Origin of the sequence: Anaerococcus sp. mt242 (assembly GCF_016798225.1) — a bacterium.
Taxonomy (GTDB): Bacteria; Bacillota; Clostridia; order Tissierellales; family Peptoniphilaceae; genus Anaerococcus.
The window spans coordinates 1-13,141 of the sequence record NZ_JAEUYX010000029.1; the positions used below are offsets into that span (position 1 = coordinate 1).

Genomic DNA, 13,141 nt, shown 5'->3' on the forward strand with positions numbered 1-13,141 from the left:
CATGAAAAAAACCCCTCAATCCATATTCCGGATTTTGGGGTTCAGCTCATTTTTACCTACTGCTTATTTTTTGTCCTTGACCTTCTTGATGAATTTTTTCTTCTATTAAACTCACCAAGCGTATCGCCTTTTTGATTTGGTGTTTGAATATGTTTTTGTGCCTTTCTTTTCTTAAAGACCTTATGATAGATAATATTTACTAAGTTCATTACTTCTGGGATTCTGGCTATTAAAATTAAAAATCCATATACAAGAGCTGCAAAGATAATTGCTATAAATATTGCAAGTATATGTGGTAATTTGCCAGCAATTGCATTATAAATTCCGCTTGCTGTAAGTGCCATTAGGGCTGTTGCAATTGTAATTTTTATTATAGAAATAAGGGCAGTTTTAAAATTAAATGACCCAAAGTTTTCCCTAAATTTATAAATCATAAGCGCTGATCCTACAATAGTGGATACAACTGTCGAAAGTGCTAGACCATTTATACCAAAAAAGTTAACCAAAATCATATTGAATATTACATTTATAACTTGTTGTATAACTACAATTATAACAGGAGTTTTGGAATCTCCCACAGCATAAAATCCACGATCTACCACATCCGATATAGATTGGAAAATGATAAATGGAGCATAGGATGATAATAAACTTGCTACGATTATAGTATCTTCTTTCGTAAATGCATTTCTTTGGAAAACCAGCTCAATGATTGGCTGAGATAACACTGACATACCAATAGTTGCTGGTACTACTAATAATAATGTTGTAACTACTGATGAAGAAATAGATTTTTTCATGGCATTGATCTTGCCAGATTGTCCTAATTCTGCAATCTTAGGGAAAAGAGCTGTTGTTACCGAAACTGTGATTACCCCAGTAATTAGAGTAAGCATTGTTTTTGCATAAAATAGTTTAGAAATAGCTGCCTTTCCAAAATATGCTGAAGCCATGGAGTTATCTACTATTATTGAAATCTCACCAGCTGCCGATGATACAATTACTGGTATAGCTATAATCATCAGCTGCCTTACGTATTTATTTGATAGATCAATAACCTTTTCGTGATGGTATCCAGCCTTTTTAGTTGCTCTTGGGAACAATATATATTGCAAAATATTACCCAAAAGAGCTCCTATTATTAAAAGATAAGCATTACCTGTTTTCCCAGTAGCTACGGTAAATATAATAATTATAATATTCATTATAATACCGGTAATGGCTGGATTAAAGAAATCACCCTTAATATTTAGATAGCCCCTAAATACTGCTGAATAAAGGTATGCATATACTGCAAACATCATTATTCTGGTATAGTCAGCAGCTAGATCTAGCCAGTGGCCATCTAAGTCTGGAGAAAGTATTTTTGAAAATGGTTTTGCAAAAATAAGTCCAAATATTAGGGCAACAGTCGCAAATACCATTAAGATATTAAATATATTTGAGGTAAACTTCTCTGCAGAAGCCTCACCCTCTTCGTTTTTCGCTCTATTATAAATGGGAATGAAACCAGAAATTATACCTACTGCTACAAAGTTTGCTACTACTACCGGAAGGGTATTTGCAGTTGTATAGATGGATTTTAGTTCACCTGCCCCTATATAATTTGCCATAACTGCTTCTCTAATAAATCCAAAGACTTTTGAGATGATAGTTATGAACATAAGCATAAATGTCGTTTGACCCATAATAACCTCTCTTATTATTTCATCTATTTATTATATCTATAATAAAAATTAAATACAACTATTATTTTTAGGCAAATTAAAAGAGAGATAATCATATCTCTCTTAAGCTTATATGCTATTGTAATTTTGTATCATCTGGTCTGTCTTCTGCTGGGATATTGATATTATCAGCTGGTGATTTAAAGTCAGATGCTTTTGAAAATGCTTTTACAGCTTTTGAAGTTTTCTTATCTGCTATTACTACTCCAGGGCCTCCAACGCATCCACCTTGGCAAGCCATACCCTCGATAAGTTTACCATCCATACGGCCTAATTTTGCCATTTGTGCAAGTTTTACGCAGTTTGCAAGTCCTTCTGCAGCTTCTACGTCAACTTCTATACCTGGTTTTATTTCTTTTGCACGTCTTACAACTGCTTCCGCAACTCCACCGCCGTTTGCATAGTTTCTACCTGTTTCTGAAGCATCCATCATTACACCATCTACTTCTATTTCTGATGGCTCGATGCCTTTTGCAAGGAACATACCAAGTAGTTCTTCATAAGTAATTACAAAATCAATTACTTCTGCAACTTCTGGTTCTAATGCTTCTAGTTTTTTAGATATGCATGGTCCTATGAATGTAATTTCACAGTTTGGATCTCTTTTCTTAAGTTGCAAACCTGTATAAATCATTGGTGTAGATGATTCTGAGATATAATCATTGATTTCTGGGAATTTTTTTCTTACCATCATCTTCCATGAGAAGCAGCAAGATGTACCCATAAATGGAAATTCTCCAGTAGGAACTTTTTCTAGATACTCGTGAGCCTCATTCATAGTTGTAAGGTCTGCACCGAGACCAACTTCGATAACCTCATCAAATCCTAATTGTTTAATAGCTTCTCTAGTTTGCTCTGGGCTTACATCTGGACCAAATTGTCCGACAAATGATGGAGCTACTATGGCATATGTTTTCTTTTCTGATTGGATAGATTTTACTAATTGGTAAATCTCAGATTTATCAGAAATAGCCCCAAATGGACAAGTACTAATACATCTACCACAAGCTACGCAAGTTTCAGCATCAATTTCTGCACGGCCTAGCTCATCAGAGTGGATAGCATTTACACCACAACTAGCTGCACATGGTCTTTTTTGATGAGTAATTGCATTGTAAGGGCAAGCCTCAACACACTTACCACATTTAATACATTTATCTTGGTCTATTACAGAACCTTCTCTTGTATATGTAACTGCATTTTTAGGACATACATTTACACATGGATGGCCAATACATGCCATACATTGGTCTGTAACTGTAACTTTATTTTCTGGACAGGATTGGCAAGCAATTTTAATAACACTTACTAGTGGTGGATTGTAAATTCTGTGGCTTACATCCATCTTATCAAGTCCCTCAGTAATAGCATCAGTTTTATCAGCAGTTCTAGCATCAAGACCTATTCCCATCCTTAGTCTTTCACCCATTACTGCTCTATCTAAGAAGATACTTTCTCTATATTGAGCTTCTTCGCCTGGTAATATATCATATACTTCAAGGCCTATATCTGTGATTGGCCTATTTTCATAAGCAATTTTTGCTATATGTTCAAAGGCCATTCTTCTTATGTTTAATATGTCTATGTATGTTTCTTTCATTAATTGGCCCCTTCTTTTGGTGTATGTGCGTTAAAGATATGCTCCATTAATTCTTCTGGCATAACTTTTTCTAAATATGTATCATCTACTTTTGCTAGTGGAGCGCTATTGTCTGGATCTTCTATATCATCCATTATGTTTGTAAACTCTACTTCTATTTCTGGTTTTCTGTCGATTTTATCAAAAGAATAAGCTTTAAGTAAATCAGCTTTTACTTCTTCAACTGAGTCTAGTAGAAACTCATTGCCTGCTGCGGTGCATCTTGCACACGAACAAATAACAACTTTCATGTTACCTCCTTAGTAGTTATATTTAAATTATAACAAAGAAATAGTTTATAAGCAATGATAAAAATTTATCACTAATTATAAACTATCTTTTCTGTCTAATCCCAGTGGGATTTCAATAATAAATGTAGTTCCTTCGTTAAGTTTTGACTCAACTTTTATATCATATCCTAGGTAGCTAATTATGTGTTTTACAATGGATAATCCAAGTCCAGTTGATTTTTGATTTCTTTTTCTTGATTTATCAACTACATAAAATCTTTCAAAAATTCTTTTTGTATCAGCTGGCGCAATTCCTATCCCACTATCAGATATAGATAAGAAATAAGAATTTTCTCCTAACTCATAAGAAACTGTAATATCTCCACCAACTTTATTATATTTAATAGCATTTTCATAAATATTTGAAACTAGATCATAGAATAAGGATTTTGAAGTCTTGATCTTATATGGCTTTATATTATTAATGACTTTTATATTTTTATTATCAGTAAGTCTTAGATATTTTTCTATAGTTGCATTTACAACTTCAGATATATCAACTTCTATAAAGTCCTTATCAAAGTTATTTTCATCTAGTCTAGATATTTTTAGGATATCATCTATTATATCTAACAGCCTGTTACCCTCTTTATAAATTATTTCTGCAAATTTGTTAACATCATCTTCCTTGGCTATACCAGTTGCAATTAATTCTGCATATCCATTTATGGAAGTAAGCGGGCTTTTTAATTCATGGGTGACATTTGCAGAAAACTCTCGACGCATCTTTTCTGACTTCATATCTTCAGAATTATCGATGATTATCATAGCATAAGCTTTTTGTGTACTGGTTGATAATGGATCTATAAATATTCTTAGATAATATCCATTTAGTTTTATATCTAAAATCTTGCTACGTTTTAAGATTGACGCTTCTCTTAGAGCCAAATTGTATTCTCTATCGTCGATAAGATTTGTGATATGCGATTTTTCATCCGCTGCTAAATATTTTTTAGCCGAATTATTAATAAGCTCTACATTTCCATCTCCGTCAAAAAGGATAAATCCTTCTTTCATATTACTGGTTATGTTTGTAAACTCTGATAATCTCGACTTTAAATCTTCCGATTCTAAACTTAAAGTATTTATCTGATCTACGTAAGTTTTTAGAGGCCATTTAATATCTTCATAGCGACTATCTTTTAATATCATATCGTAATTGTTATATGACATATCTTTGATATAATCATCCAGCTTATCAGATACATATTTATCTATAAAATACTTTATTAAAAGGGCTAATAAGATATGTAATATCAATAGATAAACATTGATATAAAAACCAATATTATGAATATATGAAATTAATAAAATGTTTTCGCCCTTTTGACCATATACTGTTTGATTAGTTAAAGACTCATATAAACTTGTATGAGAATCATATCTTTCATTGGCAAAATTAAATTTGCTATAATTTTTTATCTTTATCCTATCGGGATTAAATAAAGTTTTGCTATCTTTTCCTATGTAAACTACTGACAAATCCCTATGACTGTTATTAAATTTTTCTAAAGTATTATAAAAATCAGCATTATTTTCTTCCATTAAAAGAAAGCTCAAAGCATTTTTAGCAAAATTACTTTGAGCTTTTTCTCTTGTTTTATAAGAAATACCATTGCTGATTAGAAAAGATAGGATTAAAAGTATCATTGCCAATCTTTTCATAGAGTATCTTGCAAGTTGTTTCATATTTCTCCAAACTTATATCCTAAGTTTCTTACGGTTTTTATATGCTTTCCTTCGTTAAGAAGTTTATTGCGCAAGGAAGCTATATGAACATCAACTGTCCTAGTTTCTCCTTCGTAATCATAACCCCAAATTTTTAAAAGAAAGTCTTCTCTAGTTATTACATTGCCGATATTATTCATAAATAATAGTAGCATTTCAAATTCTTTAAAAGTTAAATCGATGAGATGGCCTGAAACTTTTACAGTTCTTTTTCTAGTATTTATAGAGATGTCTTCATAATTTATATGATCACTATCTTTTTTAACTGATCTTCTCAAAACTGCTTTTACCCTGGATATTAGTTCAAGGATAGAAAATGGTTTTGTAATGTAGTCATCTGCTCCTGATTCTAGGCCTAAAACCTTATCAAATTCATCAGTTCTAGCTGTAAGTAATATTACAGGGATATCAGAAAACTCTCTTATTTCTTCAAGTATTTCTATACCGTCTTTTTCAGGCAACATTATGTCTAGTATTAAAAGCTGGCCGCCTCTATTTTTAATAAGCTCTACAATATCTAAGCCATCTTCAAAGGTGGCTACTTCATATCCTTTTTCAGTTAAAGCATAGTCTACTAGATTTCTTATAGACTTATCATCTTCAACTACATATATCATTCTTAAAGCCTCGTAGCTAGATCGCCAACTCTTGCTAGACGATCTCCTAGTCTTTCAAAATATTTATAAAGTAGAACTTTTTCAGAAAGCTCAATAGCACCTATGCTATTGTTTTTGTTTAAATCTGCAATATAGTTTACCGCTTCTTCAAATAACTTATTATTTACTTCATCATCTTCTATAGTTTTTAGACCCAAATCATTGTCATTATGGATGAAAGCTTCTATACTATCTGTTGACATTTGTTTTTGATTTGATATGAATCTTTTTATGAAGTCAACTTCTTCATCATTTAGTGAATACTCAATCATAATCATTGATGCTTGAGCTAAATGGCTAGCTATTCTTTTGTAAGTTGAAGCAAGTTTTATGCTCATTTGTAAAAATCTTAAGTCTTTTGCAACTGGTTGTTGTAAAGCTAAAAGCTCAAAGCAAAATCTTTCTACATCTGCAGCATTACGTCTAATGTCATCATTTAGTTCTATGACTTCTTCAAGATTTTTGTTATTATGATTTTCTAAGTATAAGTCGAGCTTATCGTAACATAGTATGACAAGTTCCATAAGCTCATTACTCATATTTCTTACAGAATCAAGATCTTGTCTATACCTAGTTCTCATAATCTAACCAAACCTTCCTGTAATGTAATCTTCTGTTCTTTTATCTCTAGGATCTTCAAAGATTTTAGTTGTATCATCCATTTCAATAACTTCTCCTGTTAGGAAGAATGCAGTTTGATCTGAGATACGTGCAGCTTGTTGCATGTTGTGAGTTACAATTACGATTGTGTATTGTTCTTTTAAATCTTCCATCAAATCTTCTATGGATGATGTAAAAATAGGGTCTAGCGCTGATGTAGGCTCATCCATTAATATAATTTCTGGTTTTACAGAAAGTGTTCTTGCAATACAAATTCTTTGTTGTTGTCCACCAGAAAATGATAGTGCATTTTGATCAAGCTTATCTTTAACTTCATCCCAAATAGCAGCTTGCTTTAAAGATGTTTCAACAATTTCATCTAATGTATCTTTATCTTTGATGCCATCTAGTTTTGGTCCATAAGTTAAGTTATCATAAACAGATTTTGAAAATGGGTTTGGTGTTTGGAAAACCATACCTACATTACGACGTAAATTTACTACATCTACACCTGGTTGATAAATATCTTTTCCATTTATTTCTATAAGACCATCAATCTTACAAGATTTTACTAGGTCATTCATTCTATTAAAGCATTTTAGTGTAGTTGATTTACCACAACCTGATGGTCCGATAAATGCAGTTACTTGACCTTTTTTTATCTCCATATTAACTCCCTTAAGAGCTTGGAAATCTCCATAGTATAAATCAAGGTCTTTTACTAAAATTGATGTATCAAGATCTGAGTATTTATTTTTACGATCTAGAGTATGGACTTGTCTAGAGCCCTCTCTATTGTCAAAATCTATCTGTTCACTTTCATTAGTATCAATAGTTTCTTTAGCGTTAGATACTTCAGTTGTTTTTTCATCTTCGTTTACAACTTTTTTATTAGTAGATAGATTTTCATTTGTATTTGTCGTGCTGTTATCAGCAGACTCAAATGTTTTTTTATCCATTTATTTCTCCTCTTAGTTAACTAAGGTTTTAGTAATTTTTGCTGATATCCAGTTAATGAGTATAACAAATATCAATAGTAAAACAGCTGTCGCATAAGCTTCTTCTACATGGAAACCTTCTGATGAAAGCATATACATGTGTACAGCTAAGGTTCTTGCTGAGTTTCCTAAGTTTTTAGGAATAGAAGGTTGTGTTCCCATTGTATAAATTAAAGCTGCTGATTCACCAACAATTCTTCCTGTTGCTAGGAATATACCACCAAGGATACCATCCATAGCCTCTGGAATTACAACTTTAAATATAGTTTGTATTTTTGTTGCTCCAAGTGCTAGTGACGCATGGGCTTGGAGTGGATTTACTGTAAGAATTGCTTCTTCAGTAGTTCTAATAATAGTTGGTAATATCATTATAGCCACAGTTAGACAACCTGCAATAAGTGAGTATCCCATACCTAAACCTAGGTTTGTATTTGTTACAAAAAATAAGTAACCAAACAGACCATATACAATAGATGGGATTGATGATAGGATTTCTGTTGCAAACCTAACTGCTTTTATAAAGTATTTGTTCTCAGCATAATTTGACAAATAAACTGCTGTAAAAATTCCGATTGGTAATGTAATTAATAAGGTTAAAATTATTGTAAATAATGTCGATATAAGTGCCGGCATTATTGAAACGTTTGTTGATGTGTATTTCCATTCAAAAAGTGATGGTGATATATTTGGTATACCTTGAAATAGGATGTAAAGGATAATTATTCCACCAAAAGCATATGCCAACACTGTAAATAGCCATACAAATATTTTATAAGCTGTAGTCATATATACTCCTAGTCAATAATTAATATTTCGATTCACTTTTATCTCTTATAATATTGAAAATTATATTAATAATCAAAATAAAGAAGAATAAAACCATTCCTGTTGCTATAAGTGACTCTCTATGCATACCTGATGCATAACCCATTTCAAGAACGATATTTGTAGTAAGTGTACGCGCACCTTTAAGAATACTATGAGGCATTCTAGGTTGGTTACCTACTACTAGGTAAACTGCCATAGTTTCACCAATAGCACGACCAATAGCAAGGATAATAGAAGAAAAGATACCGCTTTTAGCGTAAGGAAGCATAACGTGATGAATAGTTTCTTCTTTTGTAGCTCCAAGTGCTAAAGATCCAGTATAAAATACTTTTGGTACTTGGCGAAGAGAGTTTTCGGAGATATTAACCATTGTAGGTAATATCATGATACTAAGTAATATAGATGCTGTAAGCATATTGTATTGTTGAGTATGGAAAATTTTACCAATTCTTGGTGCAAGAACTACCATGGCAAAGAAACCATATACAACTGAAGGGATAGCTGCCAATAAGTTTATTAATGATTTAAGAAAGTTATAACTTTTATCAGCATAGTAAGCCATAAATATAGACACTGCTAGCCCAAAAGGTAGGGCTATCAGTGTAGATACTGCAGTTACAATAAGAGAGCCTACAATCATAGGCAAGATTCCGAAACTTGCTGGTTTTGCTGTAGGCGCCCATTTATCTCCCGTTATAAACGGAACAAGTCCGTATTTACTTACGAAATTTATTCCCGATCTAAAGATAAAGAATATAATTAATAAAATAAGTACTACGGACATTGCTGCTGATATAAGGAATAAGATTTCTCCAAATCTTTCCTTAGTATTCTTCATTTTTCTAGTTTAGTTCTCCAGTGTTTTTGATTTCACCAGCGAATATTTGTTTTAATTGATCTACAGTTAAGTCTTCAACTTTGCTGTCTTTGTTTACAATAACAGCGATTCCGTCTGTAGCGATAACTTCTGGTTTAAGTTGATCTTTTTCTTCATCTTTAAGTTCTCTTGAAGCCATAGCGATTTGTGCTGCTCCATCGATTGCAGCTTCGATACCAGCTGATGAACCGTTAGATTGAAGTTCAATTGTTACTTCTGGGTTTAATTCTTGGTAAGCTTCGATGAATTTTTCCATTAATGGAGTAACAGATGTAGAACCTGCAACTGTGATTGAACCGCTTAGTCCTTCAGCAGCTGTATATTCTTCTGTATCTTTTAAAGGTACATATCCTTCTTCTTTAACGATGTCTTGAGCTTGTTTTGAAAGAGCGAATTTTAAGAAGTCTTTAGAAATATCATCTAAACCTTCTTCTTTATATGCAAGGTTGAATGGTCTTGAGATTTTGTAATCTCCTGATTCAATGTTTTCTTCTGTTGCTTCTACGCCTTCTACTTTTACAGGCTTAACTGTATCATTTAGAGAACCTAGTGAGATGTATCCGATAGCTGATGGATCTTGAGCTACTGATGTCATAACTCCGTTTGTTGAGTTTTGAACTACAGCGTCAACTGTTGTTTTATCTTCTTTTTCACCAGCATCATTTTCTTCTTCAAGTCCTACAAGTTCGATGAATGCTCCTCTTGTACCTGAACCATCTTCTCTTGATACTACTGTAAAGTCATAGTCTTCAGCGTTAGCTGTGTCAGCTTCTTCTGTTTTTTCTTCTTTTGTATCGTCAGCTGTTTCTGTTTCTTTTGCAGCATCATCTTTTGCTGCATCATCAGTTTTTTCAGCTGTATCAGCTGTTTCAGTTTGAGCTGTATCAGCTGGTTTTTCTTCAGTTGTTTTTGCGTTATCGTTACCGCATGCTGTTAGAACTAATCCAAGTGATAGTGCTGCAGCAATAATTTTTGAATTTTTAAGTGTCATGAAAAATCTCCTTATAGTTTTCATATATTTGTTTTCTTGTACATTCTACATAAACTTTATTTAGAATATTTTAAAGATTTGTAAAGTTTATGTAAAATCTGCCTCTCCTACATTATCTATATACCCAGTACACAAATTTTAAACATTTGATTTTGCCTTATCCTCATCTTTCTCAGGAATAAATATATTCATTAAAAATGCAAATAATGTCGTTAGGACTACAGGTGAAGATCCTATTGCTACTTCAAGGCTTTGTGGCATAAATACCACTCCAGCATTATGAGCTGCAGTAACTACTTGAGTAAATCCAAAACCAATTGCTACAGAAACACCTACTATATAAGTATTTCTCATAGATAATGGTTGACTAGTTATCATTCTTATACCATTCATAGTTATGGCAGCAAAAACTGAAATTGTTGCCCCGCCTATAACTGGAAATGGGATTGTAAGTAATAATGAAGAGAACTTAGGAACGAGCCCTGCTATTAAAATCATAATTGAAGATGTAATAAATACTTTTTTATTTATTACTTTATTAATAGAAACAATTCCTGCATTTTGCGAAAATGTTGCTGTTGGTAAGGTCCCTATAAATGAACCTATAATATTTGCTAAAGAAAAGCCCATTATGCCACCTCGTAGCTCATCATCACTTGCAGGTCTATCCATCCCTCCAATTGTAGTCGAGCTCATATCACCTATTCCCTCAATACAGGTGACTATGAAAATAATTATAAATGCAGCAATTGCTGATGGTTCAAATCTGATACCAAAATACATTGGAGTTGCTACAGAAAACCATCCAGCTTCTGAAACCGGACTTAAATCTACATAACCCATAAAATACGCTAATATATAACCAACAATCATAGAAAGTAAAACTGAAGCTAGAGAAAACATCCCCTTGCCAAAATGTGTAAATATTATATTTGCAAGAAGGGTTACAGCTGCAATAAACCAATATTGCCAAGAGCCCCAACCAGCCATAGTTAAATCTCCACCGCCACCCATGTAGTTTAAAGCAACTGGATATAAAGAAAGTCCAATTGATAATACAACAGTACCAGCAACAAGTGGTGGGAAATATGGCAGTACATATTTAAGAGCATATCCAAATATAAATGAAAAAATAGCTGCAATTAATTGTGCTCCTAAAACAATGGCTACAATATTTTTTGCACCCAGACTTTCAAATTGATTAGCCAAAGCTATCATAGTAGGTACATAAGAAAAACTTACTCCATAAATCATAGGCAGCTTATTACCTATAAGATGCATAGGTGCTAAAATAATCAAAAGGGTAGTAAGCGCAGATCCAATTAATGACATTTGCACTAAAAGTATAGAATCTGCATAGTCTAGTCCAGCAGCACCTGCAAAAATTAATGTTGGTGCAATACATCCTGCAATCATAGCAATAAGATGCTCAAAGGCTAAAGGCAATGATTGCTTTAAACTAACTGAACCCTCTACAGTAAATAAATTAGAATAATTTTTATCCATTATCTCTCCTTAACATAAAAAATGAAACAACTGACTAAATAACATCCTAAATGAATGATGATTTTATTTTATAACAATTTAGCAGTAAATATTTTAAATTAATTGGTAAAATTATAAATTTACATAAAATACTTTAGCTAAAAACGTTATCCTTGACAAGAAATGTTAAAAAATTATAATTATAAAGAATTATATATAAAGAAGAGGTTTTACATGAGCAATATTTTAGTACCAGAAGGGTACACATCAGATCCAGATTTATACGCTACACAACTATTAATAAAAGAAATAAAAGATTATTTTCAAATCAATTTGGCAAATAACTTAAATTTAAAAAGAGTTTCTGCCCCACTTTTTGTATCAACAGACTCAGGTCTAAACGATAATCTAAATGGTTTTGAGGGACCAGTTGTATTTGACGTGCCAGAAGCAAACAATGAAGAGCTAGAAATAGTACATTCTCTTGCAAAATGGAAACGCTATGCTCTAAAAAACTACAATTTTAAAATGCATGAGGGTCTATACACAGACATGAATGCTATCCGTCGTTGTGAAGTACCAGATAATACCCACTCATTTTATGTCGATCAATGGGACTGGGAGTTTATTATGCAAGATGATGAGAGAAGTGTTGAATACTTAAAAAGAGTTGTAAATGTAATTTATCGCACTTTAAAATCTTTAGATGAATATCTATGCAATCTTATTCCTCAAAGACACAAGCTTTTAAAAGATCAAATTACCTTTATTACTAGTCAAGAGCTACTTGATAAATATCCAGATGTAGAAGATAGTACAGAACGCGAAAGACTTGCAGTAAAAGAATACGGTGCAATATTTTTAATGCAAATTGGAACTACTCTTTCAAATGGTGAAAAACACGATAATAGGGCTCCTGATTATGATGACTGGTTATTAAATGGAGATCTTATAGTTTATAATCCAGTTTTGGATGACCAATTAGAGTTATCTTCTATGGGCATCCGTGTAAATCCAGATAGATTAAATGAGCAATTAAAACAATCAGATAATCTTGACAGATTAAAATACGAATACCATAAACTACTAATAGATGGGAAGCTTCCTCAAACTATTGGCGGTGGTATCGGTCAATCAAGAATTTGTATGTTCTTCTTGCAAAAAGCTCACATTGGTGAAGTGCAAGTTTCTTACTGGCCAGATGATTATAGAAAAGCCCTTGAAAATAAAGGTGTAACATTATTATAGAAATTAAAAAATCTCACTTTTTTAAGGTGACCCCAAAAAGTTGGACTTAACATCAGGCATAGATTTATATCTGT

At 32.4% G+C, this 13,141-nt stretch carries 12 protein-coding genes; 1 reads left to right on the forward strand and 11 read right to left on the reverse strand.

Features of this window, described 5'->3' with window-relative positions:
* Positions 1 to 56: 56 nt before the first annotated feature.
* The 11 genes from murJ to JNO63_RS08230 form a co-directional block, all read right to left on the reverse strand.
* Positions 57 to 1,688 carry a murein biosynthesis integral membrane protein MurJ gene (gene murJ, locus JNO63_RS08180; protein WP_203128443.1) on the reverse strand — a complete coding sequence of 544 codons (1,632 nt, stop codon included), beginning with the start codon at positions 1,686 to 1,688 and terminating at the stop codon, positions 57 to 59.
* A 115-nt stretch (positions 1,689 to 1,803) separates the two neighbouring features.
* Entirely contained in the window at positions 1,804 to 3,327 is a 1,524-nt protein-coding gene (locus JNO63_RS08185; RefSeq protein WP_203128445.1) for a 4Fe-4S dicluster domain-containing protein, read from the reverse strand.
* Positions 3,327 to 3,617, reverse strand: a complete 291-nt coding sequence (locus JNO63_RS08190) for a hypothetical protein (protein ID WP_203128447.1) — start codon at positions 3,615 to 3,617, stop codon at positions 3,327 to 3,329. Before JNO63_RS08190 ends, JNO63_RS08185 begins: the two co-directional genes overlap by 1 nt.
* 75 nt (positions 3,618 to 3,692) lie before the next feature.
* Positions 3,693 to 5,345, reverse strand: a complete 1,653-nt coding sequence (locus JNO63_RS08195; RefSeq protein ID WP_238390505.1) for a sensor histidine kinase — start codon at positions 5,343 to 5,345, stop codon at positions 3,693 to 3,695.
* Positions 5,342 to 6,001, reverse strand: a complete 660-nt coding sequence (locus tag JNO63_RS08200; RefSeq protein ID WP_203128449.1) for a response regulator transcription factor — start codon at positions 5,999 to 6,001, stop codon at positions 5,342 to 5,344. Before JNO63_RS08200 ends, JNO63_RS08195 begins: the two co-directional genes overlap by 4 nt.
* Positions 6,002 to 6,003: 2 nt before the next feature.
* Entirely contained in the window at positions 6,004 to 6,621 is a 618-nt protein-coding gene (locus JNO63_RS08205; RefSeq protein ID WP_203128451.1) for a phosphate signaling complex PhoU family protein, read from the reverse strand.
* A 3-nt stretch (positions 6,622 to 6,624) separates the two neighbouring features.
* On the reverse strand, positions 6,625 to 7,368 hold the full coding sequence (gene pstB / locus JNO63_RS08210) for a phosphate ABC transporter ATP-binding protein PstB (protein WP_338014987.1): 744 nt from the start codon (positions 7,366 to 7,368) through the stop codon (positions 6,625 to 6,627).
* A gap of 243 nt (positions 7,369 to 7,611) precedes the next feature.
* Positions 7,612 to 8,424, reverse strand: a complete 813-nt coding sequence (pstA, locus tag JNO63_RS08215; RefSeq protein ID WP_203128453.1) for a phosphate ABC transporter permease PstA — start codon at positions 8,422 to 8,424, stop codon at positions 7,612 to 7,614.
* A gap of 19 nt (positions 8,425 to 8,443) precedes the next feature.
* Positions 8,444 to 9,304 (reverse strand): phosphate ABC transporter permease subunit PstC, encoded by an 861-nt coding sequence (pstC, locus tag JNO63_RS08220; RefSeq protein WP_203128455.1) that lies wholly within the window; start codon positions 9,302 to 9,304, stop codon positions 8,444 to 8,446.
* Between the two features lie 4 nt (positions 9,305 to 9,308).
* Positions 9,309 to 10,334 (reverse strand): substrate-binding domain-containing protein, encoded by a 1,026-nt coding sequence (locus JNO63_RS08225; RefSeq protein ID WP_203128457.1) that lies wholly within the window; start codon positions 10,332 to 10,334, stop codon positions 9,309 to 9,311.
* 138 nt (positions 10,335 to 10,472) lie between these two features.
* Positions 10,473 to 11,840 (reverse strand): uracil-xanthine permease family protein, encoded by a 1,368-nt coding sequence (locus JNO63_RS08230; RefSeq protein WP_203128459.1) that lies wholly within the window; start codon positions 11,838 to 11,840, stop codon positions 10,473 to 10,475.
* Positions 11,841 to 12,053: 213 nt separating this feature from the next.
* Between JNO63_RS08230 and asnA the strand changes: the two genes are divergently transcribed.
* On the forward strand, positions 12,054 to 13,067 hold the full coding sequence (gene asnA / locus JNO63_RS08235; protein ID WP_203128461.1) for an aspartate--ammonia ligase: 1,014 nt from the start codon (positions 12,054 to 12,056) through the stop codon (positions 13,065 to 13,067).
* The last annotated feature ends 74 nt before the right edge of the window (positions 13,068 to 13,141 follow it).

Coding starts and splice junctions, on each gene's coding strand:
- asnA (WP_203128461.1), top strand. CDS start 12,054: ATGAGCAATATTTTAGTACCAGAAGGGTACACATCAGATCCAGATTTA.
- pstA (WP_203128453.1), bottom strand. CDS start 8,424: ATGACTACAGCTTATAAAATATTTGTATGGCTATTTACAGTGTTGGCA.
- murJ (WP_203128443.1), bottom strand. CDS start 1,688: ATGGGTCAAACGACATTTATGCTTATGTTCATAACTATCATCTCAAAA.
- pstC (WP_203128455.1), bottom strand. CDS start 9,304: ATGAAGAATACTAAGGAAAGATTTGGAGAAATCTTATTCCTTATATCA.
- JNO63_RS08195 (WP_238390505.1), bottom strand. CDS start 5,345: ATGAAACAACTTGCAAGATACTCTATGAAAAGATTGGCAATGATACTT.
- JNO63_RS08230 (WP_203128459.1), bottom strand. CDS start 11,840: ATGGATAAAAATTATTCTAATTTATTTACTGTAGAGGGTTCAGTTAGT.
- JNO63_RS08190 (WP_203128447.1), bottom strand. CDS start 3,617: ATGAAAGTTGTTATTTGTTCGTGTGCAAGATGCACCGCAGCAGGCAAT.
- JNO63_RS08225 (WP_203128457.1), bottom strand. CDS start 10,334: ATGACACTTAAAAATTCAAAAATTATTGCTGCAGCACTATCACTTGGA.
- JNO63_RS08185 (WP_203128445.1), bottom strand. CDS start 3,327: ATGAAAGAAACATACATAGACATATTAAACATAAGAAGAATGGCCTTT.
- JNO63_RS08205 (WP_203128451.1), bottom strand. CDS start 6,621: ATGAGAACTAGGTATAGACAAGATCTTGATTCTGTAAGAAATATGAGT.
- JNO63_RS08200 (WP_203128449.1), bottom strand. CDS start 6,001: ATGATATATGTAGTTGAAGATGATAAGTCTATAAGAAATCTAGTAGAC.